This window comes from Maribacter algae (genome assembly GCF_047345745.1).
Classification (GTDB): Bacteria; Bacteroidota; Bacteroidia; order Flavobacteriales; family Flavobacteriaceae; genus Maribacter.
In genome coordinates this window covers 737,637-763,229 of the sequence record NZ_JBLFES010000001.1, presented here as the reverse complement: position 1 = coordinate 763,229, position 25,593 = coordinate 737,637, and the positions used below count along the sequence as shown (strand labels likewise).

Genomic DNA, 25,593 nt, shown 5'->3' with positions numbered 1-25,593 from the left:
GCATATCGTCCTAAAAAATAGTAAAATCCGAATGTGTGGTAAACTCCTCTAAAAATTTCATCCCCAAAAAAGAGTTCCCGTGAGGATTGAGTGGAGGGCTCCATACGGTAATAACATAATGCTGCGGATATACGGCAACAATACCGCCTCCTACACCACTCTTGCCGGGCAGGCCAACTTTAAAAGCAAACTCTCCGGATTCATCATAAAAACCGCAAGTAAGCATTAACGCATTGATCCGTTTTGATTGTGATTTTGTGATAATCTCCGAACCATCGGAAACTTTATGCCCTCCATTGGCCAAATAGGTCATCATATTTGATACTTGTTGGCAGTTCATCTCCAAGGAACACATATCAAAATAAAAATCGAGTACCACGGCCGGGTCATTCTCAATATTGTCCAGAGATTTTATAAAATTGCACAGAGCCACGTTCCGGTAACCGTTTGCCTTTTCAGAGTCTGCAATTTTATCGGAATATACAAGGTCCGGTAGATTGCTCAACTCCCTTACAAAAGCGAGGAAATCCACTTTGGCATTTCCTAAATGTGAAATTAAGATGTCGCAAATTACAATAGCACCGGAATTCACGAACGGGTTACGGGGAATGCCGTTATTCACTTCCAGTAGCAATAATGAATCAAACTTGGTTCCCGAGGGTTCTACATCTACCCGTTTCCATATTTTTTCGCCTACTATTTTATAGGCCAAGGTCAACGATAATACCTTCGCAATGCTCTGTATCGAGAATTTCTTAAGATGGTCGCCCACCCCAAAGCCTTTACCGTTCAAGTTGGTCATATGTACCCCAAACCTATTTGGGTCTACATTCGCCAATTCCGGGATATAAGTGGCTATTTTTCCTTTATTCGGAAGTCCCTTGGTTTCCTCGTAGACTTTTCCGATAATAGCATTGTAGTTCAAGAGCGTTCCATTTTAAAAGCAAAGATCATGATAAATAATTTGAACGTGTCATAATTTTTGTATCGCTTTTAGTTCAATTATACTTCTTTGTTAAGGATTTGGACAAATTCTTCTTCAAAAAATCTGAATCCCATAAATTATCCATAAACCGTTCTTCCGCTTTTCCATAGGTCAATAATTTGTAGTATATTATAATAATTCACATTATGGGTTCTATTTGCGACCCTATACAAAATTTATTATCCTTTTAAACAAAGCATAACCAAAACAAAATCCCTTTATGGCCAAAGTAGATTTTACCAATTATGAAACTACAGGGTTTTATGATGAAATGTTCAATGAAGCAAATTCTGTGAGACCTACTTATGAACAGTTCAAACAACGTTTGGAAAAACTTAATAAAAATAAGCTCAAATATTTACAGCACGCAACGGACAGGGCCCAACTGTCTCTTGGCATGACCTTTAACGTGTACAGTGACAATCAAGGCGTGGAACGTATTCTACATTTAGATATTATTCCACGGATCATAAGTGGCACGGATTGGGATAGGCTCGCAAAAGGTCTTGAACAACGTATCGTTGCATTAAACCTTTTCATTAATGATATTTACAATGAACAAAAAGTTTTAAAGGATGGTATCATTCCAAAAGAACTCGTACTCTCCAGTGCCGGATATCTTAAAGAATGTGTTGGCCTAAGACCTCCGGAAAATGTATGGAGCCACATTTCCGGGACGGACCTCATAAGGGGCGACGATGGTAATTTTTATGTTTTGGAGGATAACCTCAGATGTCCTTCGGGAGTATCCTATATGTTGGAGAACAGGGAGATTCTAAAACGTACCTTTCCCGAGGTTTTCCAAAAACTTCATGTTAGACCTGTCCATGATTACACACATCATTTACGGGATATGCTGGAATCCTTGTCCAAAGAATCCCCGGCATCGATAGCTGTATTGACACCGGGCATTTATAATTCCGCATATTTTGAACATGCCTATCTGGCACAACAAATGGGTGCCGAGTTAGTCGAAGGGAGGGATTTGCTCGTTAAAAATGATTTCGTCTACATGAACACCACAAATGGCCTACAACGTGTTCATGTTATCTATCGCAGGGTAGACGACGAGTTTATGGATCCATTGATTTTTAATAAAAATTCCTTATTGGGCACGCCCGGAATTTTTGAAGCCTACCGCAAAGGCAATGTAGTTTTGGTCAATGCCCCGGGGGCAGGGGTCGCCGACGATAAGGCCATTTATGCCTATATCCCCAGATTAATAAAATATTACTTGGATGAAGAGGTACTTTTGCCCAACATTAAAACTTACATCTGCGCCGAGAAAGACGATTGTAACTACGTGCTGGAAAATATTCAAGAATTAGTTGTGAAACAGACCGATGGTTCCGGTGGATACGGAATGCTTATAGGTCCAAAATCGACCAAAAAGGAGTGCGAGGATTTTTTGGTCAAAATAAAGAAAAATCCAAGAAATTATATTGCCCAACCTATGATAAACCTTTCTAGGGTCCCTACGTTGACCGATGATACTATTGAAGGAAGGCATGTAGATCTAAGACCTTATTGCCTCTATGGGAAAGATATAAAAATAGTCCCGGGAGCATTAACCAGGGTGGCATTGACCAAAGGGTCATTGGTCGTAAATTCCTCTCAAGGTGGGGGGAGTAAAGACACTTGGGTACTCGATTAGAATTAAAAAATAAAATATGCTAAGCAGAGTTGCAAATACCATGTATTGGATGAACCGATACATTGAACGAACCGAAAACTATGCCCGATTTATGGACGTTAATTTCAACCTTTCGTTAGAGTCTCCCCCGGATGCGGAGGAACAATGGAAACCTTTGGTGGTCATCACAGGAGATTGGCCCATTTACGAATCGCGATTTAAAACCGTAGACAAGGACAAAGTTCTTTTTTTCTTGGGCTTTGATCCCCAAAATTTAAACTCCATCTACAGTTGTATCACACAGGCAAGGGAGAATGCAAGATCTATACGACAGGAAATTACCAAAGAAGTCTGGGAACAGATCAATGCCATTTATTTCTTCGTAAAAGATGGTCATGAAAAAAAGCAATGGAAGCGTAATGATCCGAGGGCATTTTTCAAAAAAATAAAAGAAGATTGCCAGATGCTTTACGGAATTTTTGATGCCACGATTACCAGAAGTGATGGATGGCATTTTGGTAAAATAGGACAACTCATAGAGCGCGCGGATAAAACATCTCGTGTGATGGATGTAAAGTACCATATCTTATTGAACACCCATCAACAAGTTGGGGGGCCTTTGGATTTAATGCAATGGGCCGCTTTATTAAAGTCGGTCAGTGCTTATGACATGTACCGTAAAAAGTACGGTAAACTTAACGCCCTGAATATCTCGGAGTTTTTGATATTGGATAAAAAATTTCCGCGATCCATGCTTTGTTGCCTTATTCATGCAGAAAAGTCGTTACAGGAGATAACGGGAAGTAAAACCGGATTTAGTTGTGATGCCGAAAAATATTTGGGAAAGTTGAAGTCGGAACTCGAATTTATTGATATCAATGATGTATTTTCAAAAGGATTGCATGAATATCTTGATGAATTTCAGCAAAAACTAAATGCTGTCTCGGTTAGCTTTTATGATTCCTTTTTTGGTGTTCCCGCGCAAGTGCAAATACAGCAATGAGCGATTATTCCAATGGGAATTCATTGACACACCTTAGCAGGGGGTAGCACTTACCTAATCCATAACATGAATAATAGTCTTACTTGCCCATGAAATTCAAAATCATCCATGAAACGGAATATACATTTAGCGAGCCCGTTTTTTTGGAGCCACATTATCTTCTTTTCAAACCAAAGAATACTCCTCACCTTGATGTGGAATCTCATGCTCTTTCGCTCTTTCCGGAACCCTCCGGTAGTTCTGGACAGTTAGATGCAGAAAATAATTTTGTCCATTTTTGTTGGTTTAACGGAATGCACGAAAAAATCAATATCGTATCCGAAGCTGTAGTGATCAGCAACGAATACAACCCGTTTCATTTTTTGATTCATCCGCCTGACTTCAATACTGTTCCTTTTTCCTATTCGGAAGATTTGAACGCTTTGCTTCAAAACTATCTAAATACTGAAAAGGTGGGCCATGCATTATTAAATTATGGCAAGTCCATTCTGACTTCAAAAAATAGGCAGACGTTACCTTTTTTGACGGAACTTACCATGGCCATCCACGCTGATTTCACCGTAGCATCAAGAGAAGAAGGAGTTCCTTTTGAACCTGACAAAACATTTCACTTAAAAAAAGGTTCCTGTCGTGACCTGGTCTGGATGCAGATTCAATTACTACGCCAATTGGGGATTGCCGCAAGATTCGTCAGCGGATATTACTATGTTGATGTTGAAAATCCACGGTATGAACTACATGCGTGGACAGAAGTCTTTTTACCCGGTGCCGGCTGGATCGGTTTTGACCCCAGTAATGGGATTATGACCGGTCATGCCCATATTGCCGTTGCTTCGAGCAGTCACTATGTTAATACCATGCCCGTCTCGGGTACAGTGAGAGGAAATGCCGCTTCCAGTCTCAAAACAAATTTGGTTATTGAAACATTGCTTACATAAACCGTTTGTGCAAATAGATTCTGAAAACAACGCTTTAAATTCGTGGAAATAACAAAAGAAAGGGACTCATGAAAGTAGAATTTGAAATAGCGACCATAGAATATATTCCCAAGCTTTTGGAAATGATGCGTGGATTTAATGCTGTTGACAACTATAGTTTCAATCCCAAAATCACGGAACAAAACCTAACGGACTTTTTGAGTAATGAATCTTTGGGAAGGCTTTGGCTGATATCAGTTGAGGATAAGCCCATTGGATATGTTGTCTTGACCTTTGGCTTTAGTTTTGAATACGGTGGACGTGATGCATTTATTGATGAGTTATTCATTAAAGAGCGGTTTAGGGGGAAAGGTATCGGCACAAAGACAATGGAATTTATATTGACCGAAGCAAAACGATTGCATATCAACGCTATACATTTAGAAGTGGAAAAACATAACAATGCAAATCGATTATATAAAAAGTTAGGTTTTAATAGTACGAACAGAGAATTGTTCGTTAAACGATTAACAGATTGAGCATCTGAAAATCTTTAGAAAGAAACATTCAAAATAACGTCCATATAAGTTACCCTATTAGGCTTAATTATCAAAAATGGATGGGGTTTTTGGAACTTTGCCATTTTTAAGCCTTTAATGCAATGCATTTAAAAAAACGAGAAGTTGATCATAAAAAATAAACCATTATGGATTTCCAATCCATAATGGTTTATTTTCAAGATGTTCCGATACCCAGTTCATCTATTAGTAAAGGAATATCGCTAAGAGTTTTTAACAATAGCGTGCTATCATTAGCTAAGATAGGTTCTTTTAAATGTTCATTTCTATTTACCCAGGCAGTTTTAAAACCAAAAGCATTTGCTCCGGAAACATCCCATTGATTGGAAGAAACAAACAGAATCTCTTCTTTAGGAATCCTTAAATGATGTAATGCAATTGCATATACTTTCGGATTCGGTTTAAATGTTTTTGCCGCATCTGCTGAAAGCACAAAATCAAAAGTATTTTCTAATTGTGTATGCTTTAGTACTTCGGAGAGCATTTTAACAGAACCGTTAGACAAAATACCGCACGTAATCTTCTCTTTTTTTAAGGTTGAAATAGTTTCCAAAACATCCCCGTAATAATTAGGTGTAAAGAAAATGGTTTTCAGCTTTCGCACTTCGACTTCGCTCAGTGCAGGCTCCAGCGCTATATCCTCCAAATCAACCTTTTCTACGGCGTACTTGAGTGCTATTTCCGTAATTTTTTCAAATGGTAAATAGTTTCCCATTTGATTGTACAACCAGGAATACTCCAATTGTTTTTGCCTGCATATTTGAAGCGCCTCTACTGCTCTTTTATTGGTTATTACATCAGGTGGTAAATCCAATTGAAACAATGTTCCGAAGGCATCAAATACGCAGGCTTTTATCATTAACTATAGTATTAAACCCATTCTATGGGTTAAAGTTGTTACTTTTCAGTCATTCTAGCTGCAACGGACTGATATTTAATTTTACCATTCACGATGTGAAACGTATCTGTACCCAATAAAAAATTTGCCTTTTTAGAAGAGGCGTTCCAGGCAATATACGCATACTCGTTAATTACCTCAAGTTTTTCCATTTCAAAATCTGAACCTGGCGGTAATAGCTCTAAAAGCCACTCAAAGAAAACACGAATTTCTTCAATCCCTTTATACGTTTTCTTCTGGTCTACTAAAATCGAATCTTGGGTATAGTCACTCAAAATTTCTTCTATATTAGCGCCTCCAAAGGATTCTAAATGATGGTTTAAAACCTGTTCTGTTGTTTTACTCATTGTATTTTTTTTAAATTAAATTTTCTGGTGTTTGTAAATGTGTTTCGATGGTTTGAAGGAATCGAGCAGCTGGCGCACCATCAACGGCTCTGTGGTCAAAAGTGATACTTAGCGGCAATTGGGTGCTCTGCCCCATTGTTTGATTGTTTTCTCCTTTAAATGTAACTTTCTTTTGAAGTCTTCCTACGCCCAAAATCCCCACTTGTGGCGGATCAAGAACTGGGGTGAAATAGGTAATCCCCAACCCGCCGAGGTTAGTAACAGTAAATGTGCCACCGTTTAACTCATCAGATTTTAACTTCATATCTTTTGCCTTAGATTGCAATTCATCAGATGCGCTAGAAAGTTCAGTGAGAGAAAGTTTATCTGCATTTTTTATCACAGGTACCATCAGGCCTTTTTCAGTATCGACCGCAAAACCAAGATGCACTACTTTGGCAAGTTTGCGCTTTTCATCATCTACCCAATGTGCATTCATATCCGGATGCTCTTTTAAGGCGACCACTACCGCACGCAATACCCAATCATTCCAACTGGCATCTGCCGATAATTTTTTTCTTCTCTTCTGTAATTCTGAAACATCTATCCACCGTTGTAAGGTAAGCTGAGCGGTATTTTGTAGACTTGCCAGCATATTTTTGGCCGTTGCCTTACGAATTGGTGAATTTTCAACCACATCAAAATCCGGGTCAGCATCCAACGTTTGGGCTTTTTCTAAATCTGCCTCCACAATTTTTCCTCCCGGTCCTGAACCTGTAATCGTAGTAAGGTCAATCCCCTTTTCTTTAGCCATTTTCTTGACTAAAGGCGAGGCTTTTATGGTTTTGTTTACAGTAGTATTTTCTATTGCTTTTTCTTTAGATTTAGTCTCGGCAGTAGTTGTTTTTTTAGAGGTTTCATTGACTTCAGCTTCGCCACCAACGTTCATTTTTGCCATAATCTGGCCTACAGCAGCTACCTCACCACGCTTAACTAAAATCTCAGTAAGCACACCATCTTCCGGTGCCGGTAATTCGTAAATGGCTTTGTCTGTTTGTACTTCGACAAGAATTTCGTCTTTTTCAACGTCATCGCCTTCTTCTTTATACCACATTACTACCAAACTTTCTACCTCTTCGCCAACTTCTTTGGGCAATATGACATCTATGCTATTTGACATACTTTTTTATCTGTTTATTGGATTAATTTTAAAAAACAGCAGGCCTCTATAAAATGAAACCTACTGCTTAAGTTTTAGGATTCCATTACTTCTTTTACCGCAGTAACAATATTATTTTCATCCGGAATAACAAATTTTTCAAGGACGCGGCTATAAGGTATCGGCACATCAGGAACTGCTAACGTTTTTACGGGTGCTTCCAAATCATATAATGCTTCTTGAGCGGCTAACGCAGCTATTTCAGAAGTTATCCCATAAGCAGAATAATCTTCATCTACTATAAGCAAACGATGTGTTTTTCCGATAGAAGTAAGGATAGTTTCTTTATCAATAGGCTTAATAGAGCGTAAGTCAATTACCTCACAACTAATGCCTTCTTTCTCCAATATTTTTGCGGCTTTTAGTGCTTCAACGGTCATCATTTGTACGCCTACAATGGTAATATCTGTTCCTTCACGAGCCACTTTTGCTTTATCTAAAGGCACAGTGTAATCTCCTTCAGGCACTTCGCCTATGGAAGCATCAATCTGGTCCATCCATCCTAAACCTTGCAATGTTTTATGAAACATAAAAACTACCGGATTATCGTCACGAATGGCAGCTAATAACATTCCTTTTAAATCGTGCGGTGTTGTGGGTGCAACTACTTTCATACCGGGCAAATGACCAAACGTAGCGTACAAACATTGCGAATGTTGCGCGGCATCGCTATAACCACCGCCAACTGCTGTAATAAGGGTGATAGGCATTTTTACGGCTTGTCCGGACATATACGGGATTTTCGCAATATGATTGTAAATCTGGTCCAGAACAACGCCCATAAAATCAACGAACATTAATTCTACGATAGGTCGCATTCCCTCTCCGGCGGCACCTACGGCAGCACCGATAAACCCTGTTTCTGAAATAGGAGTATCCATAATGCGCTCGTCTCCATATTTTTCGTGCAGACCTGTAGTTGAACCGAAAATTCCGCCATATTTTGCAACATCTTCGCCCATTACAAAGACCTCTTTATCTTCTTGCATTGCTATATCAATGGCCTCTGCCATTGCCTTACTTCCTGTAAGTTTTCTAACTTTTGTTTTTGTACTCATTTTAAGAATATTTTTAAGATTGAACTTTTTAATATGAACTGATAAAGAACCCTAGCAGAATACATCTTCTAATGCATCTTCGGGCTTTGGTAAATCGCTATTCATAGCAAATTCATACGCCTCATCTACTTCTTTAAAAATCTTTTTATCTAAGGCGTCAAAGTCTTTTTCAGTAGCCAGTTTATGATCAAGGAGATGTGCTTTTACACGTTCAATCGGGTCTTTTGCTCTCAATCCGCTTGTCTCTTCGGGGTCTCTGTATGTTTCCGGATCACCCTGAAAATGCCCTAAATAACGATAGGTTTCAATCTCAATAATAGTAGGGCCTTCACCCTTTCTGGCACGGTCTACAGCAAGTTTAGAAACACGATACATTTCAAAAGGATCATTATTTTTAACTGAGTGCCCTGGAATTCCATAAGCAGCACCTCTTACATCATTGCTTGCTACCGAAGTTGAGGCAGATTTTGCCACCGAAATTCCCCAGGCATTATCTTCTACGACAACAATTACCGGAAGTTTCCAAAGCGCAGCTAGGTTTAAACTTTCGTGAAAAGCGCCTGCATTTGCAGCTCCTTCACCTATAAAAGCTACCGCGACCCAATCTGTTCCTCTCTTTTTATTTGCCAAAGCAGCACCAACAGCGTGGGGCATCCCCGCAGCTACAATTCCACCACAAGAAAATTTTGCTTTAAGGTCAAACAGGTGCATATGCCCGCCTTTACCTTTACCCGAACCTGTAACTTTCCCGAATATTTCTGCGGTCATCGGTTTTAAATCCACCCCTTTTGCAATGGCATTGTGATGTGGTCTGTGTGGTGCCGTTACCGTATCATTATCAGTTAAGTGAACACAAATACCCACAGCAGCAGGTTCTTGTCCGTTTGAGAGGTGCATTTCTCCAGGAACAGCACCTGCACCAATATTAAAAACAGGCTGTTTGCCTTCTAAATAGGCTTTCTCCATTTGTTCTTCGAAATAGCGCGAAGTTTTCATTTTCTCATACATCCACAGGAGGTCTTTCTTATTTATTTCCATACTTATTGCTTTTTAAGATTACTAATTCTTTTAAAAAGTGTAACGCTGTATAATTATTTTATCACTTTAACATATAGATAAAAAAGTCATGCCATTTTTAAGAGATTAGCAAATATTTAGATATAAACAGCAGATATATAATAAATTATAGTTATTTTTGAATAGACTGGTCGTTTATTTATTATGTGTTATTGTTACATTTTGTAACACTTTAAAACACCTTTGTTACAGTCTCTGTTACAGAATTACAAACACTTAAAATTTGGATGTTATGGTACAATCATTTGGGGAATACTCTAAAACAGATGCGCTATTGCATAAAAAATGGACTTCTTTTAATGAAGGGAAATCTTTGGTTACAGATGGTGGCAATGATTTTATTATAGATTCGTGGAAACGATGCAAATCACTCAATACAAAATTGAAATCTGCCTATGCCCCAACGCTGTATACAGATGCTCAGATTAAAGAACATCAAGTCAAAAATCAATTTTTAATTGATATGGCAATGCCACATTTAAAGAACCTATACCAAACTTTAGATGGGATCAATCCTTTTGTGACCCTTTCTGACCATAAAGGAACGGTTCTAAAATTATTGCAACCTAAAAATTCTAAAGTCGCTGATCAAATAAACCTCTTACCCGGTGCGTCCTGGGAAGAATCTTATTGTGGCACAAACGGTATTGGTACCGCGCTGGTTGAAAATAAAAGTATTTCTGTTTTCGGGTATGAACATTTTTGCGAAAACTGGCACAATTTAATATGTACCGCAGTGCCTCTTAACGATCCTTTAATGGGGAATCAGTTAGGGGTTATTAATGTTTCGGGAGATAAACGAAGCGTATTTCTTCACAATACCGCATTAATTAAAATGGTAGGCAATCTTATTGAAACTACTATGTACGAGCATTTGATGTTCGATGAAAGTAGCGGTTATCGCGAGCTTTTAAATGGTAAAAGCCCGGTAGTGCTTTTTAATCCTAATTATGTAATTAAGCACGTTAACAAATATGCAATGCGCGAACTTGGGTTTGTTTCCGGCGAGCGTTTACAATTGTTTCCTCCAAATGAACTATCTAGTTTTTCGCACCATCCTATTCAAAGTCAGTTTGAAGATAGTCGTGGTCGCAAATGGAACGTAAATACTACTCCTTATATAGTAATGGGCAGAATGATGGGTAGACTTGCCAGTTTTGAGAAAATAACTGAAAGTCCGGTTATGGATCTTCCAAAGAAAGCCATTCCGTCTGGTCTAAGTGCTGTAATTACTCAAAACACCCAAATACAAAACCTTAAACGCAAAGCGGAACAGATTGCCAAAAATGACCATTCGGTGTTGATTTATGGCGAAACGGGAACAGGTAAGGAGCTTTTCGCGAAAGCGATACACTTACATTCCAACAGGTCTCACGAAGCTTTTGTAACCGTAAACTGTGGCGCACTACCAAAAGATTTAATTGCGAGCGAACTTTTTGGATATGTGAAAGGTGCATTTACGAATGCGAATGCGAGCGGTAAAAAAGGAAAGTTCGAACAAGCCAACAAAGGTACTTTATTCTTAGACGAAATTGGCGAATTACCTATAGCATCGCAGACCTACTTGTTACGGATTTTAGAAGAGCAAATGGTGTATCCATTAGGTTCAGAAAAAGGAGTTCCAATCAATGTACGTATTGTAGCAGCTACCAACAGAGATTTATCGCTGGCGGTAAAACATAAAACTTTCAGATCTGACTTATTGTACCGTCTTAAAATAATGGAACTCAATATTCCACCTTTACGAAGTCGTAAAGGTGATATTACCTTTTTATTTAATCATTTTATAAAAGATAAAGCATCTTTCATTTCTGGTGTAGAAAAAGAAACACTTAGCTTATTACAAGTGTACGATTGGCCGGGAAATGTACGTGAGCTAAAAAACAACTGTTTGAAAACGGCTTTTAACGCCCAGTTTAGAGGTGATACGATTATAAAAGCAGAAGATTTACCTCGTGAGTTACATTCTGATGCTGTGCTATTCAATACTAAAAATTCTGATGAATCTTCAGATGAATTGACCAAAGAAGTATTGGAATTAGCGTTACAAAAAGTAAAGTGGAACAAATCTAAAGCGGCAAAACTTTTAGAGGTTTCGCGGACTACGGTGTACAGGAAGATTAACGAGTTTGGATTGTAAGAAAATAATTCTAATTATTCAACTATACTGATTGTGTATAAGAATTGAAATAAATATTGCTTAGATCAGATTGTATTTCATTGCACTAAAAAGTCCTGATAAATATGAATTAGTATTGAATGAAATCAAATTTGCTCATTATAAATAAAGAGTTCAAAAATCTAATATCAAACTGTACAATTAAAAAAGCCGACTTTTAAGAGTCGACTTTCCATTGCCCGCATTGAGCGGAGCTGAAATGTACAGGCGGAGAGACTCCCCTCGACTGCGCTCGGGATAAACTTCTCGTCTCTCCTAACAGTTTTGAATACGCTACAAACGAAAAAACCTCTCACAAAGAGAGGCTTTCTAAACATGTACAGGCGGAGAGACTCGAACTCTCACACCTTGCGGCACTAGATCCTAAGTCTAGCGTGTCTACCAATTCCACCACGCCTGCATATCCATCCTAAAATGGGATGTAAATATAAAGTAAAAAATCAATTCTCTAAATTTTCACTCTTTAAATTCCTCCTTTTTGTACTTTTAAAATCCATATCAAATTAGATTGATGAAAAACATAAAAACATACATTTCGGACAATAAAGACCGATTTCTGAACGAAATAATAGAATTACTTAAAATACCCTCCATCAGTGCGGATTCAGCTTATTCAAACCATGTGCTTAAAACCGCGGATATGGTAAAAACGTCATTGGAAGAGGCCGGTTGTGATACAGTTGAAATTCACAAAACCGCTGGTTTTCCGATTGTTTACGGAGAGAAAATCGTGAATGCCGACTTACCTACAATCCTTGTGTACGGTCACTACGATGTACAACCCCCTGACCCAGTAGAACTTTGGGATTCCCCACCTTTTGAACCCGTAATCAAAAAAACGGAACTACATCCTGAAGGGGCCATCTTTGCACGTGGTTCATGCGACGATAAAGGGCAAATGTATATGCATGTGAAAGCCTTGGAACTTATGGTGAAAACCGATCAGCTTCCTTGTAATGTCAAATTTATGATCGAAGGCGAAGAGGAAGTGGGCAGTGATAACTTGGGAATTTATGTAGCTGAGAATAAAGGGAAATTAAAGAACGATATTATCCTCATTTCGGATACCGGGATGATTGCCAACAATATCCCTTCTATCACTACTGGACTCCGAGGATTGAGCTATGTAGAAGTTGAAGTTACCGGACCTAACCGGGATTTACATTCTGGTTTATATGGAGGTGCCGTGGCCAACCCCATTAATATTCTGGCGAAGATGATTGCCAATCTTCACGATGAAAATAACCATATTACGATTCCCGGATTTTATGATAAGGTAGAAGAGTTGTCAAAAGAAGAGCGTGCCGAAATGGCCAAAGCACCTTTTAGCCTAGATGCCTATCAAAAAGCATTGGAGATTGATGCCGTTTACGGTGAAAAGGGCTATACCACCAACGAACGGAATTCCATCAGACCTACTTTAGATGTAAACGGAATTTGGGGCGGTTATACCGGGGAAGGCGCCAAAACCGTTATTGCCAGTAAAGCCTATGCCAAAATATCCATGCGACTGGTTCCCGATCAAGACTGGGAAGAAGTTACGGAGCTCTTTAAAACACATTTTGAAAGTATTGCCCCAAAAGGCGTAAAAGTCAAAGTTATCCCACACCACGGTGGCCAAGGTTATGTAACTCCGATTGACACCATAGGTTATAAAGCTGCATCCAAGGCGTATGAGACTACTTTTGGTAAAAAACCTGTACCTCAACGTAGTGGCGGCAGTATTCCAATCGTTTCACTTTTTGAACAAGAACTTGGAAGTAAAACGATTTTGATGGGCTTTGGACTGGATAGTGATGCTATCCACTCCCCTAACGAACATTTTGGGGTTTGGAACTACTTAAAAGGTATAGAAACGATTCCTTATTTCTATCAGTATTTTACGGAAATGAATGCTGATGGTTGATGGTTGATGGTTGATGGTTGATGGTTGATGGTTGATGGTTGATGGTTAAGAATCTATTTCATACCATAAGCACAAATAAACTTGTTACTATTTACTTAGTACTAAATACTTAGTACAGACGACAACTTAACAGTATTTCACAGATTACATCTTACGCATTACAAAATTATTCATACTCTACATTTGTAGAATTAAAATATTTATTCTATGTTTGTAGAGTTAATTCTAAGAACGTAGAAATGCAATTATCGAAAACGGAAGAAGAACTAATGAACATCATTTGGAAGCAAAAAAAAGCTTTTATGAAAGATCTGTTGGATGCCTATCCAGAACCAAAACCTGCAACCACTACGGTTGCTACACTTTTAAAGCGGATGGCGGACAAGGGTTTTGTGGCCTACAAGAGTTTTGGTCGGTCGCGGGAATACTATCCCCTCGTGAAAAAGAAAGATTATTTTTCAAAACATGTTAACGGGCTTATCAAAAACTTTTTTAATGACAGTCCCGGTCAGTTTGCATCTTTTTTTGCAAAAGAAACAGACTTAAGTAAAAAGGAACTTGAGGAATTAAAGGCATTGATCGATAGCGAAATCAAAAAGAAGTAATCATGTTCGTATACATTTTAAAATCTACAGCCTGCATGGCCATTTTCTTTATCTTCTATAAACTTCTTTTGGAGAAGGAAAACATGCACGTTTTTAAGCGCTTTTATCTTCTTTTGGCCATAGGAACATCGCTCTTGATTCCTGCACTCGTTTTTACGGAATTTGTAATGGTTGAACCTACTGCATCGCAACAATCTATGGTCTCTGACTATGATTATATAGGTGTACCGCCAACGCTAGAAAATGATGTTTTGGATGTTGAACCAACTCTGTGGGCTTTTTATGTCTTCGGATTTATTTTCTTCGGACTTAGATTTATTAAAAACCTTGGCCAGATTATTGGACGAATTCGTAGTAACCCCAAACAAAAATCTACAAGCTTCATTCGGGTTTTATTGAGAGAGAACTTTCCACCACATACTTTCTTCAATTATATTTTTCTGAACAGACAAAAGCTAGCGTTAAACGAAATTCCAAAAGAAGTCATGCTACATGAAGAAACCCATGCAAAACAAATGCATAGTTGTGATGTAATATGTATTGAACTGCTTCAAGTCTTCTTTTGGTTCAATCCACTTATTCAGCTATTCAAAAAGGCCATCAAGCTAAACCATGAGTTCCTCGCCGACCAATCTGTGCTCAATAAAAATATAGATAAGACCACCTATCAAAATACATTGCTATCATACATATCACTCGATAGTCAGAACAAGTATCAGTCAAAGATGGCCAACGCCATTAATTATTCATCAATCAAAAAACGATTTACAGTCATGAAAACACACACATCAAAAAAAGCAGTATTACTTAGAAGCTTGCTACTGTTGCCTTTGCTGGCAATACTCCTTTTAGGGTTTAGCGAAACCAAATTAGTAGCAGTGAATTCACCGGATAACAGAGAAATTCAGAAAACAGCTACTTTAGCGGAAATAGCTAAATACAATGAACTGGCCAAAAAATATAATACGGTTGCCATAGAAGAACGAAATATTCCGTTAGCAGAAGTAGAGGTATTGGAAACGATATATCGAAAAATGAACGTGTACCAAAAAGAAGATGCACAACCCTTTCCAGAATGCCTACCCAAAACGGATCAGGACGGGGCGTCCAGAAAGCAAATGGCCGAATACAATGCCCTTGCCAAAAAATATAATGAAATGGATAAAAACCATATGCGTATTTTAATAGATGAGGTAGACCGTTTGGAATATATCTATGGATTAATGTCCGATAAGCAAAAAGCAGATGCCGAACCATTTCCCCATTTTCCAGAACCGCCAAAACCTCCTATGCCTCCTAGTGCGCCAAATGAAAAAGAGGAAGCACTGAACACCATTCAAAAAATAATAGAAGAACAAGATCCTTATGATGTTGTCGGAGGTCCTATTAAATTGAACAATAGTGTAACTTACGTTTCAACACCCCCTACTCCACCGGAACCCAAGTCACCTTTGGACTTTGCTATTCAACTGGCGAAAAAAGATGCTACGTTCTATTATGAAGGCAAAAAAATAACTTCTGACGAGGCCATAGCCCTTTTAAAGAAAAATAAAAGCATCAATATGGATGTGAGAAATTCCAAAGGAAAAAGGCCTATCGTAAAATTGTCAAAGCAACCTATTCCCGTAAAATAATCCAAAATCACAAATATGAGTTAAAGCCTCCTTTTCGGAGGTTTTTTGTGTAACAAATTTGAGGAAATGACGTTCTAACAGGTAAGACCATCATCAATCAAAAAACAATATCCTATGTTACAAAACTTTTTTATTGGCTGCTCAGGAGCGGATTCCAACATCTTAAAAACATGTTCCCAAGGAGAACAGAACAAATATGCAGGAATAGGAGCAACTGTTTTCTTTACTGCGGTCATGGCCTTCATTGCAAGCAGTTATGCCCTTTATACTGTTTTCGATTCCGTTTATACAGCTGTATTTTTTGGGTTTATTTGGGGACTTCTCATTTTTAATTTAGACCGTTTCATCGTTTCCACTATCAAAAAGAGGGATAATTTTGGAAAAGAAGTGTTGCAGGCCACTCCAAGAATTCTTCTGGCCATTATCATCGCTATCGTTATTTCCAAACCGTTGGAAATGAAGATTTTTGAAAAGGAAATCAATCAGGTTTTGTTGGAACAGAAAAATGAAATGACCTTGGCCAACAAGGAACAATTGGCATTACAGTACACACCCAAGGTAACCCAGTTGAACCAGGACATTGCTTCGCTCAAAAATGAAATCGCCACAAAAGAGGCAGAAACCAATGCCTTGTACGATATTTATATTTCAGAGGCGGAAGGTACTGCCGGCACAAAATTATTGGGCAAGGGGCCCGTTTATGCGGAGAAGCGCGAAAAACATGATACCGCCTTAGCGGAGCTTAAAACATTGAAGACGACCAACGCTGAAAAAATAGCAGGAATAGAAACGCAGATTGCAGTATTGAACACAGAATACACCGACGTTGTAAAAAATTCCCAACCTATTATTGACGGTTTTGACGGACTTATGGCGCGCATTACGGCGTTAGATGAATTACCTTGGTTTCCTTCTTTCTTTATTTTTCTATTGTTTCTTGCTATTGAAACATCTCCAATAATCGCCAAGCTTTTGGCACCAAAAGGGGAATATGATGTGAAATTGGAAGAAGAAGAAAGTATTCTTGGCTCTTGGGTAACACAGAAAGTAGCACAGCGCAAACTTATTGTTACTACAGATGGAGACATTAACCAAAAGATATATGAGGACTTAAAAGGCGAAGAAGAACTATATGGGTATAAAAAGAAAAAAGCGGAGGAATTACTACGTATCCAAGCCGATAAATTTCATGAGGTACAGGTGAAAAACTTATAATATCAATTGCCCCAGATACGTTTCCAGAGTTCCTTAAAAAGTCGTTTGGCATCTCGTTGGAACTTTGGCCGCTCTTCTACTAAAATATCATCGCCGTTAGGAATTAATCGGTATGAAAAAGCGAATTTTTTCTCGTCCGGCGATACACTTATAAGTCCAAAACGCAAATCATTGAAGAATAATTCTTTCTCTTTTTGAGTGATGGTGTACCAACCTTCAGCAATGGCGATAAGTCGCTCTACCTTATCATATGATTGTAAATCACCTGAGAGGTCTCGGTTTTTGGGATACTTTGTAAAGGTTATCGGTTTGGTATCAAAAAAAGAATAATTCCCAATGAGGTAGGCATCTTCCGTATCAATATTGGCCGTCCAAAGGATGGTATTAAATGGAGTTGGCCTTATATCCATATCGGTATAAACAATTCCCTGTACTGTTAGGCTATGCTCAAATTTCTTGAAAACGAAACCTTTTGCAATCAATGTTAGTATGAGATAGCCTGAGCTAATTCCTATTCCCAGCCAATTGTATTTTCGTCTTTTAGGAGACGTTCTTTTCTGAAATAGGGCCAAAATGACAAAAATCAAAAAAGGGACCGTATACAGCGGGTCGATTACGAATATATTCTGAAAGGCCAAACGCAAATCAAAAGGCCAAAACAATTGTGTTCCCCAAGTGGTGAATGCATCCAAAATAGGATGGGTAAACAATCCCCAGAACATGAGCCAAGACCAATCTTTCCACACCGCTTTGCTCTTGGGGTTCAGTTTCCATACCAACCAACCAAAAATAGGAGCGAACAAAACCGAAAAAAGAATGGAGTGACTAAAACCCCTATGCCATTCCGTAGCGGTGACCGTATCGGTAAAATAACGTGCCATGACATCCAAATCGGGAATAGTGCCCGCAACAGCACCGTACAACATGGCCTTATTGCCCACTTTTTTACCTAGAACGGCTTCCCCTACCGCAGCACCTAAAACTATTTGTGTTAACGAATCCATAAGCCCCTTGACCCCCAAAGGGGGAAATTATATTGTTATTTTCCTTAATCGACAATCTCCATCTTCTTTAAAAGAAAAGAGGCGTTCATATTTTGGCAAATGCCTTTTTTGAACTTGTAGTCAAAATGAAGTTCATCAGCTATAATTTCTGCATCAAAATAGTGGTTTTTCACCTGTGGGAGTTCTTCTGCAATCTCGCATAGGCTCAAATCATGTGTGGCGATGATTCCCGTAGCCTTGGATGCCACCAAACGTTCTACAAATTTACGCGAGCCCTCAGCTTTATCCGTACTATTGGTTCCTTTCAGGATTTCATCCAAAACAATAAAATAACGGTCTTCCTGTATCTCGTCTACCAAAAATTTGAGTCGCTTTAATTCCGAAAAGAAATAGGATTCATCGTCGGTCAAGGAATCCGTGGTCCGCATGCTGGTAATCAACTTTATCGGGGTATATGCAACATTTTTAGCACAGACCGGCAGCCCAATATTTGCCATGACGATTTGTAACGATACCGTTCGTAAAAATGTACTTTTACCCGCCATATTGGCCCCGGTTATGATGAAGAATTCCTCTTTTTTGATTTCATAATCGTTCAATACACTTTTTTGGGGATGCAATAAGGGATGGCCCGCACCTTCTGTTTTAATATTCCCATCTTTGTTAATCTTTGGAAATGTATAATCAGGATGATTAAAAGCAAAGTTTCCCAAGGTGATCTGTGCATCAAAAAAGGAAATAACATCAAACCAATCCTTCACAAAATCCTTATTGGCGCTAATCCACTTTTCAATGTTGAAACATGTAGTCAATCCCCTAAGGAATAGCCCATTGCCAAATATCAAATAGATAAAATTATTGTTCTGGTCCAAGTTTGCCAAAAGTTTGGAAAATTGCTCCAGTACCGCTGAGGCATTTTTATTTTCTGCCTTTAACCGTTCTTTTTGGTGATGTAACAATGTACTTTTAAACGACGTTTCCTCCAAAATGGCCACCAGCTTTCCATATTGTTGAAAGGTTGATTGCAACTTACCGGCATCATTTCCTAGTTTGGTGATTTTTCGAGTAAAAATCCCGGTAACCATCAATCCGAATAGTACCCAGTAAATCAAGAACGATTCTGGAATTTGATCTAGAAAAAACAGTGCCAACGCCCCAATGGAAGCCAAAGAAAAAACCAAAGGAATATAACGCATCGTTTTGGGAACAAAAGATTTGTAATTTTTCAACCAAGAAATAAGGGCATTCAATTCCGTTTCAGATTGTGTCAATCCTCCTATGGCCAAAAATTCCTGTCTCCACTCAGGCATGTTTCCCAATTCCTGAACGGCGTTCTGCTTTTCAACAACATCCGTTATGACATTTTCCTTTAGAACAGAAGCCAATCTCTCGCTACCGGCCGGCAATACGGTCCTGTTTATATATTGATAAAACGAACCTCTCCCGAACAGATCAATATCCTGGGCAAAATGATGTGACGGATCTTTGTACTCATTGCCTTCGGGCAAATCAAAATATTTTCTTTGCAATACGGCAATCTCTTGTTCATTTATTTTTACCAATGATCGTAGCTTTGCTTTTTGGTACTGTAAGTCCGAATGCCTAGAAACCAGAAAAAGAAAAAGTATGATCGTAACGATTACAATACCGGTTACGATTTTAATCTGGTCAAAAAAGAAATATAGCCCCACAACAGAAAGAAGAAAAACAGTGAGCCTTATCATGCTAGAGGCAAAAAGTTTCTTCTTTACATCGCCTAACAGTGCGCTATTTTTTTTTATCCGATTTTGGTAAAAGGAAAGTAATTCCTGCATTCAAACGCTTTTTAAAATAATACCTTTATGTTTTTATTTGGCCAATTCTTGACGTATCCAAGGTATTCTAATGCATCTCATTTTTTAGGAAAGAGCATCTAGCTCCGATTTTAATTTTTTGGTGAATTTAGAAACCACCAAATCGTAGGAATGGTCAATGAGTTCAACAATGAGTTTTGGCGGCACCATTTCCAACATCACCGTATTCCAATGCACTTTGCTCATGTGCCAACCCGCTATAACGCCGCCGTCATACGCTTCGCGCAATGCAATGGCCCGCTCTGGATCACACTTTAAATTTACTTGATCGGGTATACGCTCTAGACCGCACAGAGCAAACATTTTTCCCATTACCTTAAAGACAAGGGTCTGTTCGTCAAAAGGAAAACTTTCCGTTACTCCTTTTTTCCCCAAACAATACTCCCTGAATTCCTCTACATGCATGGATTTAGTTTATACCCTTGGAATCATAGACGATTACTTTGGTCCATAGTTTGCTAGATTCCGCTATGAACAATTTGTGAGGGGCTTCGTCCTGATAGTTCTGTTGGGCTTCGGCCGACTCAAAAGTGACGATCAAGGAATATGTAAAAGAACCGTCTACCACATCCCTGCTGGCTTTTGGCGGTTTCCCGATAAATTTTGTCTTGGCATAGGCCGAGTTGTCCAAAAACTTCTGAAGCGAAGTTTCAAAGGCCTCACAATCTGCTGTACTATCCGGGTTTGCCAACCAAAAATAAACAGTATGGGCAAAATTGGAATCAAAACTTTTCATGTCTTTATTGCTTTGGGCGTATGTTGTGAATGATAGGGCCAAAAATACTATAGTTGCTAATTTTTTCATAGTCGTATCGTGGTAATTTTATTTGCTAAAGTTAGCATTTGCAAACGATTATTCCCTTAACCGCTCTAATTGTTTTTCAGGAATCTCCAAAGCGGAATAATCCAATTTCCAACCAATGGTACCTACAATCTTCTCTATGAGCAATACGGTTTCCCAAGCTTCCTTTTTTGCCGTCTGCATCAATCCACTTTCAGGAATTTTCTCTTTGATATGCTTTTTGGCCTCCAAATTAAGGCTGGTCAGATCCTCAGGTGTAAAGGAATTGAACATTCCGTTTTTTATATCGTAAAAATCGAGTTCCGGTTCTATGGACAATACTTCTGGCTGCGGAAAATTTTTAAGGATGATACGTTTGTTGTTTTCATCGGCATCCATCAATATTTTCTTTAGGTCATATCCTATTTGAGCTTTCGCCTTAATAACGATCAATGCTTTTTTCTTACTGCTTACCAAGCTCATAAAACGCTCTCGCGTGTTCTCGTACTTGTAGATTTCGGCAAAATCGCCTTCGACCGTCATTAACTTACAGACCGACCTTATTTTTTCCAGCAAAACGGTAGATTGGTGGCTAGTAAGCTCTTTACTCTCCTTCTTTTTAAAGAACGAAAAAAGCCAGTACATGATGATTCCACCTAAAATAAGACCTAAAAAAGCTTCTAACATATCATCTATTTTTCTTTCCTATTTCGCCCAAATGGGTATGGTTAAAACCGCTATTATATTTTAGTCCGTAGCCAAAGACGCGGTCCATGGAGGCATGCGAAAATAATATAACTCCAGTTAATTGTATAATGGGTAAGGAAAGATACATCCCTAAAAAATAGATGAGTATGGCCAAGCCCTTATGATGAAACAGATTATAGGCTATGGCCCCGACCCTCTGGTTTACTAAATAGCCCAACATACCGATATCCGGAGCCAGAATCAGTACCAAAAACCACCACCACTGGTATCCCAAAAGCCCGAACATAAAAATACCAAGTACCAACATGGCCAATTCCTCTAGTCTAATAAGATTTTTCATATTATTCTATTTTATAAAGTACTGGCCTACTAGGGCTGGCATCGTTTTCAAAAGGGGCTACTTGCAAGTTCAGAAAATACAGACCGTCCGTTATAGCGTTGGAAACATAGATTAATTCCGTAATAGTGGCCCCGTAACGGATATCTCCATTAAAATTCCAGAAGGCCTTATGCGCCAATAACGCACCTTCATCCTGTTCCTTGTCCACCGAAGGCAGATCTATTAAAAGATGCCCCACTCCGTTTTCTCTAAGATAAATTGCCGCTTCCTCTAAAAGATATGGCGGATTCGTATATGAATACTGTCGGCTTAATTTGGCATCCGTATTGGGCAACGTTCTTATGACAAGCGCCTCGCATATCGTATCTCCAATGGCATTTTCCAACTGTTTTTTACTAATGACAAAATCATTTTCCCATTTGCCCGGAGCAATCGTTATCACTTTGGCAAAAAAGAAAAATGTATCCAAATTTTGATTTATGGAGTGAAAGTCCTCCGTAATATGCCCCACACATTCCGTATGCGTACCATGTGCATGTGGGTTAAATTGTACGTTGTTAAAATTGGTGGAAGCACCTGCAGAAACACTCCCTATAAAATCATTCTCCGTATGGGGTTTTATCTCAGGAGGATTCACGTACCATGCGTTCACACTGGAAGCATTGCCCTGTAACGGCATAGAAATATCCAACGGTGCCGACAGATCTATTTGGTATTCTTTTTTTTTATGTGTGATTTTGGCTTTCAAAACTTAGGGTCTCTTCAAGCGGCGTCAAGACGTTTTTTAAAGGTTAGTAATTTGATAGTTCTCGACTGCGCTCGAACAGACAGAACATACCCCTTGACATTATTCAAATTTACTTCATTTTTACCATAAACAAATCGGCAGCAATGCCATCCGCTAAAAATCTCCCTTTTTTTGTGGCGAGTAGTATATCTCCATCCCAATACAAGAGATGTTCTTCCACGTATTTTTCAGATTGATTATGGAGATACTCCGCATATTTTTCACCAAATTCAGCTGTAATCTTTTTTATAGAAACGCCCCAAATGGTGCGTAGACCTGTCATTACATATTCATTATACTTGTCCCTTGTGGTTAGTTGTTCTATTTCTATGGGCAGATTACCTTTCGTTATCGCTTTGATGTATTTTGTATTGTTATTGATGTTCCAACCCCTCTGTTCCCCATCAAAAGAATGTGCGGATGGGCCTATTCCCAAATACTTTTTCTGTTGCCAATAGGCCGTATTGTTCTTGGAAAAATACCCAGGTTTCCCAAAGTTGGAAATTTCATAACTCTCATAACCCGCACCTTTCATTTTATCCAAAAGGATGTTGAAATGTTCCTGCGCCACTTCATCGTCAACCGGGGTTACGATACCCTTTTCTACAAACTTGGCCAAAGCCGTTCTGGGTTCTACAGTTAAAGCATAGCTGGAAATATGGGGAACATTAAAAGAAAGTGCTTTATCAATATTCTCCTCCCATCTAGCATGTGTCATATTGGGCATACCATATATTAAATCGATGGAGATATTATCAAAATATTGAGTCGCCAAAGACAAGGACACTATTGCTTCAGTGGCCGAATGCGCCCGATTCATCAATTTTAAATCTTCTTCAAAAAAGGATTGTATGCCAATGCTCAACCGATTGATAGGACTATTGGATAATTGAATGATTTTTTCTTCGGACAAATCATCCGGATTGGCTTCCAAAGTAATCTCAGGGTTTTTGATCACCTCATAATTTGAATACACCGATGCTATTATTTCTTCAATCTCGTGCGTTTCCATAACCGAAGGTGTACCGCCACCAAAATAAATGGTTGCCACTTTCTCGTTTTCAAACTCCTTTTTCCTCAGTTTCAATTCTTCACACAATGCCTTGATCATCACCTCTTTTTTGTCCATTACGGTTGAAAAGTGAAAATCACAGTAGTGACAGGCCTGCTTGCAAAAAGGGATGTGGATGTAAATTCCTGGCAAAACAATATTCAATTAGCAGGTAACAATAATCAATTATTTCGATATTCTCGTTGTTTTCAAAATTGAAAACATGATTTTTGATAATTCATCTGCACTCTCAATAAGCGAATCTGCTTTTACCTTATCTAAATAATCTGAATCTTTAAGCAATGAAAGCCAATATTTGGTTTCTAAACTTTCTTTGTAAGCGATTGATATTTTCGCAGAAAAATCCGCTTTTGATATTGCCCCATTTGCCTCTGAGATATTTGCGCCGATCGAAGTTCCTGAACGCAGCAGTTGTTTGGATAACACATATTCTTTATTAATTGAAATAAGCTCTTTATATAACAACACAATTTTCAATGCAAAATCATAAGATTTATGAGCTAAAGGGTTCTTATTTAAAGACATTGTTAATTGTTAATTGTTAATTGTTTTAACCAAAACTTGCTAAAGTTTCTTTTTTTGCCCACGCAAATTAACAATAGTAGCGTTCTTAACTCCCCCTTTGGGGGTCGGGGGGCTATTCTGTTTCACGAAAGCACTCCATCCCGTGTAGTTTTTCCCCACCTCAACACGGCCTTCATTATAAAAATGGCAAACGGCGGCGGCCAAACCATCAGTACTATCTAGGTTTTTTGGCAGTGTTTTTAAACCTAACATGCCCTGAAGCATTTTGGCGACTTGTTCTTTCGTGGCATTCCCATTTCCGGTGATGGCCATTTTAATCTTTTTAGGCAGGTATTCGGTGATGGGTATTTGACGGGACAACCCTGCGGCCATGGCTACCCCTTGGGCCCTACCCAGTTTGAGCATGGATTGGACATTTTTCCCGAAAAAGGGAGCCTCTATGGCAATCTCATCCGGGTGAAAGGTATCTATGAGTTCTATGGTGCGTTCAAAAATCAGTTTTAACTTCACGTAGGGATCCGCGTATTTCTTTAGGAGCAGTTCATTCATTTGAATGAATTCCATTTTTTTATTGACCACCTTTATGATGCCAAAGCCCATGACGGTAGTTCCTGGGTCAATTCCTAGAATGATTTTCTCCTTTGCCAAACTATGATTTTGTATTTAAATGGATGGGGATCCTAAATTTTGTACTTACGGGAATACCCCTTTTTAGGGCAGGTGCAATAGTAGGCAAGTTTTTCAAACTCTGTGAAATAATGCCATCGAACTCCGGCATTTGCTTTGTAATTGCGGGGTCTTTTTCAATATTTTTGATAATGATCTTTCCTTCTGCATTCACCACGAAAATTACCATCACCAAAGGGTCGGTATCTTCTTTCACAGTGAATTCGAACTCGTTCAGGGCGCTCTCAAAATGAGAGGTCAGTTTATCTTCAAAACAAATGCGCTGGTTAGTTTTAGAAACTGTTTCATCACAATCGGCAAACAACGGATAAGAATCCACCGTGTTCCAATCTATTTGTTGCAGTTTCGCATTAATAATTTCCTGTGTTCTTTTCTCCTTAGATTCAAAGAACTGACAAGAGACCAAACTACAAAAAACCAATAAGAAGAAAACCCTTTTCATCCTGCTAAAGTGTAGCGGAAATTACGATTTTTTAGGCACTTTAATCGGTATCTAGGTGCATTTGAATTTTCAATTCCTTAATCCTTTTACGAACTATTTGGGAAGATAGGTTTAGTTGCATAAAGACTATCCGCAACGGACAAAGCCGAGGTTTGCGCCCC

At 38.7% G+C, this 25,593-nt stretch carries 26 protein-coding genes and 1 tRNA gene; 9 read left to right on the top strand and 18 right to left on the bottom strand.

What is annotated here, in order from left to right:
* Nucleotides 1–10 precede the first annotated feature (10 nt).
* Complete coding sequence (locus tag ACKWBX_RS03335) at nucleotides 11–925, bottom strand: glutaminase (protein WP_413967225.1); 915 nt, start codon at nucleotides 923–925, stop codon at nucleotides 11–13.
* 280 nt (nucleotides 926–1,205) lie between these two features.
* On the opposite strand from ACKWBX_RS03335, the gene ACKWBX_RS03330 reads away from it, so the two are divergent.
* From ACKWBX_RS03330 to ACKWBX_RS03315, 4 genes are all read left to right on the top strand, one after another.
* Nucleotides 1,206–2,639 (top strand): circularly permuted type 2 ATP-grasp protein, encoded by a 1,434-nt coding sequence (locus tag ACKWBX_RS03330; protein ID WP_413967224.1) that lies wholly within the window; start codon nucleotides 1,206–1,208, stop codon nucleotides 2,637–2,639.
* Nucleotides 2,640–2,655: 16 nt separating this feature from the next.
* On the top strand, nucleotides 2,656–3,621 hold the full coding sequence (locus ACKWBX_RS03325; RefSeq protein ID WP_413967223.1) for an alpha-E domain-containing protein: 966 nt from the start codon (nucleotides 2,656–2,658) through the stop codon (nucleotides 3,619–3,621).
* Between the two features lie 89 nt (nucleotides 3,622–3,710).
* Nucleotides 3,711–4,559 carry a transglutaminase family protein gene (locus ACKWBX_RS03320; protein ID WP_413967222.1) on the top strand — a complete coding sequence of 283 codons (849 nt, stop codon included), beginning with the start codon at nucleotides 3,711–3,713 and terminating at the stop codon, nucleotides 4,557–4,559.
* A 68-nt stretch (nucleotides 4,560–4,627) separates the two neighbouring features.
* Nucleotides 4,628–5,077, top strand: coding sequence for a GNAT family N-acetyltransferase (locus ACKWBX_RS03315; protein WP_413967221.1), 450 nt, complete (start codon nucleotides 4,628–4,630; stop codon nucleotides 5,075–5,077).
* Between the two features lie 196 nt (nucleotides 5,078–5,273).
* Here the strand turns inward: ACKWBX_RS03315 and ACKWBX_RS03310 are convergent, their stop codons facing one another.
* From ACKWBX_RS03310 to ACKWBX_RS03290, 5 genes are all read right to left on the bottom strand, one after another.
* Complete coding sequence (locus tag ACKWBX_RS03310; protein WP_413967220.1) at nucleotides 5,274–5,975, bottom strand: haloacid dehalogenase type II; 702 nt, start codon at nucleotides 5,973–5,975, stop codon at nucleotides 5,274–5,276.
* Between the two features lie 38 nt (nucleotides 5,976–6,013).
* Nucleotides 6,014–6,361, bottom strand: coding sequence for a nuclear transport factor 2 family protein (locus ACKWBX_RS03305; RefSeq protein WP_413967219.1), 348 nt, complete (start codon nucleotides 6,359–6,361; stop codon nucleotides 6,014–6,016).
* 10 nt (nucleotides 6,362–6,371) lie between these two features.
* On the bottom strand, nucleotides 6,372–7,520 hold the full coding sequence (locus tag ACKWBX_RS03300) for a dihydrolipoamide acetyltransferase family protein (RefSeq protein WP_413967218.1): 1,149 nt from the start codon (nucleotides 7,518–7,520) through the stop codon (nucleotides 6,372–6,374).
* Between the two features lie 74 nt (nucleotides 7,521–7,594).
* Nucleotides 7,595–8,617: an alpha-ketoacid dehydrogenase subunit beta gene (locus tag ACKWBX_RS03295; RefSeq protein WP_413967217.1), complete on the bottom strand. Its 1,023-nt coding sequence runs from the start codon at nucleotides 8,615–8,617 to the stop codon at nucleotides 7,595–7,597.
* Between the two features lie 51 nt (nucleotides 8,618–8,668).
* Nucleotides 8,669–9,655, bottom strand: a complete 987-nt coding sequence (locus ACKWBX_RS03290) for a thiamine pyrophosphate-dependent dehydrogenase E1 component subunit alpha (protein WP_413967216.1) — start codon at nucleotides 9,653–9,655, stop codon at nucleotides 8,669–8,671.
* A gap of 271 nt (nucleotides 9,656–9,926) precedes the next feature.
* On the opposite strand from ACKWBX_RS03290, the gene ACKWBX_RS03285 reads away from it, so the two are divergent.
* Nucleotides 9,927–11,834 (top strand): sigma-54-dependent Fis family transcriptional regulator, encoded by a 1,908-nt coding sequence (locus ACKWBX_RS03285; RefSeq protein WP_413967215.1) that lies wholly within the window; start codon nucleotides 9,927–9,929, stop codon nucleotides 11,832–11,834.
* Nucleotides 11,835–12,191: 357 nt separating this feature from the next.
* Here ACKWBX_RS03285 and ACKWBX_RS03280 read toward each other — a convergent pair.
* Nucleotides 12,192–12,273: transfer RNA gene (locus ACKWBX_RS03280), tRNA-Leu, on the bottom strand.
* A gap of 111 nt (nucleotides 12,274–12,384) precedes the next feature.
* Here ACKWBX_RS03280 and ACKWBX_RS03275 point away from each other — a divergent pair.
* The 4 genes from ACKWBX_RS03275 (at nucleotide 12,385) to ACKWBX_RS03260 (ending at nucleotide 17,233) form a co-directional block, all read left to right on the top strand.
* A complete protein-coding gene (locus ACKWBX_RS03275) occupies nucleotides 12,385–13,779 on the top strand; it encodes a dipeptidase (protein WP_413967214.1) in 1,395 nt (464 codons plus the stop codon).
* Between the two features lie 239 nt (nucleotides 13,780–14,018).
* A complete protein-coding gene (locus ACKWBX_RS03270) occupies nucleotides 14,019–14,384 on the top strand; it encodes a BlaI/MecI/CopY family transcriptional regulator (RefSeq protein ID WP_413967213.1) in 366 nt (121 codons plus the stop codon).
* A 2-nt stretch (nucleotides 14,385–14,386) separates the two neighbouring features.
* Nucleotides 14,387–16,018 carry a M56 family metallopeptidase gene (locus ACKWBX_RS03265; RefSeq protein WP_413967212.1) on the top strand — a complete coding sequence of 544 codons (1,632 nt, stop codon included), beginning with the start codon at nucleotides 14,387–14,389 and terminating at the stop codon, nucleotides 16,016–16,018.
* Nucleotides 16,019–16,132: 114 nt separating this feature from the next.
* Nucleotides 16,133–17,233 carry a DUF4407 domain-containing protein gene (locus tag ACKWBX_RS03260; RefSeq protein WP_413967211.1) on the top strand — a complete coding sequence of 367 codons (1,101 nt, stop codon included), beginning with the start codon at nucleotides 16,133–16,135 and terminating at the stop codon, nucleotides 17,231–17,233.
* A gap of 2 nt (nucleotides 17,234–17,235) precedes the next feature.
* Here ACKWBX_RS03260 and ACKWBX_RS03255 read toward each other — a convergent pair whose 3' ends face one another.
* The 11 genes from ACKWBX_RS03255 to ACKWBX_RS03205 all read right to left on the bottom strand — a co-directional run bounded on the left by ACKWBX_RS03255 (nucleotide 17,236) and on the right by ACKWBX_RS03205 (nucleotide 25,432).
* Nucleotides 17,236–18,237 carry a metal-dependent hydrolase gene (locus ACKWBX_RS03255; RefSeq protein WP_413967210.1) on the bottom strand — a complete coding sequence of 334 codons (1,002 nt, stop codon included), beginning with the start codon at nucleotides 18,235–18,237 and terminating at the stop codon, nucleotides 17,236–17,238.
* Nucleotides 18,238–18,281: 44 nt separating this feature from the next.
* Nucleotides 18,282–20,051: a MutS-related protein gene (locus ACKWBX_RS03250; RefSeq protein ID WP_413967209.1), complete on the bottom strand. Its 1,770-nt coding sequence runs from the start codon at nucleotides 20,049–20,051 to the stop codon at nucleotides 18,282–18,284.
* An 84-nt stretch (nucleotides 20,052–20,135) separates the two neighbouring features.
* Nucleotides 20,136–20,495 carry an MmcQ/YjbR family DNA-binding protein gene (locus tag ACKWBX_RS03245; protein WP_413967208.1) on the bottom strand — a complete coding sequence of 120 codons (360 nt, stop codon included), beginning with the start codon at nucleotides 20,493–20,495 and terminating at the stop codon, nucleotides 20,136–20,138.
* 4 nt (nucleotides 20,496–20,499) lie between these two features.
* Nucleotides 20,500–20,895: a Dabb family protein gene (locus tag ACKWBX_RS03240; protein ID WP_413967207.1), complete on the bottom strand. Its 396-nt coding sequence runs from the start codon at nucleotides 20,893–20,895 to the stop codon at nucleotides 20,500–20,502.
* 48 nt (nucleotides 20,896–20,943) lie between these two features.
* Entirely contained in the window at nucleotides 20,944–21,558 is a 615-nt protein-coding gene (locus ACKWBX_RS03235) for a DUF4230 domain-containing protein (protein ID WP_413967206.1), read from the bottom strand.
* A gap of 1 nt (nucleotide 21,559) precedes the next feature.
* On the bottom strand, nucleotides 21,560–21,919 hold the full coding sequence (locus ACKWBX_RS03230; RefSeq protein WP_413967205.1) for a DUF4260 domain-containing protein: 360 nt from the start codon (nucleotides 21,917–21,919) through the stop codon (nucleotides 21,560–21,562).
* 1 nt (nucleotide 21,920) lies between these two features.
* On the bottom strand, nucleotides 21,921–22,667 hold the full coding sequence (locus ACKWBX_RS03225; protein ID WP_413967204.1) for a cyclase family protein: 747 nt from the start codon (nucleotides 22,665–22,667) through the stop codon (nucleotides 21,921–21,923).
* A gap of 109 nt (nucleotides 22,668–22,776) precedes the next feature.
* Nucleotides 22,777–23,910: a radical SAM family heme chaperone HemW gene (gene hemW / locus ACKWBX_RS03220; protein ID WP_413967203.1), complete on the bottom strand. Its 1,134-nt coding sequence runs from the start codon at nucleotides 23,908–23,910 to the stop codon at nucleotides 22,777–22,779.
* Between the two features lie 33 nt (nucleotides 23,911–23,943).
* Nucleotides 23,944–24,303, bottom strand: coding sequence for a four helix bundle protein (locus ACKWBX_RS03215; RefSeq protein ID WP_413967202.1), 360 nt, complete (start codon nucleotides 24,301–24,303; stop codon nucleotides 23,944–23,946).
* A 39-nt stretch (nucleotides 24,304–24,342) separates the two neighbouring features.
* Nucleotides 24,343–24,951 carry a crossover junction endodeoxyribonuclease RuvC gene (gene ruvC, locus ACKWBX_RS03210; RefSeq protein ID WP_413967201.1) on the bottom strand — a complete coding sequence of 203 codons (609 nt, stop codon included), beginning with the start codon at nucleotides 24,949–24,951 and terminating at the stop codon, nucleotides 24,343–24,345.
* A 1-nt stretch (nucleotide 24,952) separates the two neighbouring features.
* The gene (locus ACKWBX_RS03205; RefSeq protein WP_413967200.1) at nucleotides 24,953–25,432 is read right to left on the bottom strand and encodes a hypothetical protein; all 480 of its coding nucleotides are present in this window, start codon (nucleotides 25,430–25,432) and stop codon (nucleotides 24,953–24,955) included.
* Nucleotides 25,433–25,593: the final 161 nt, after the last annotated feature.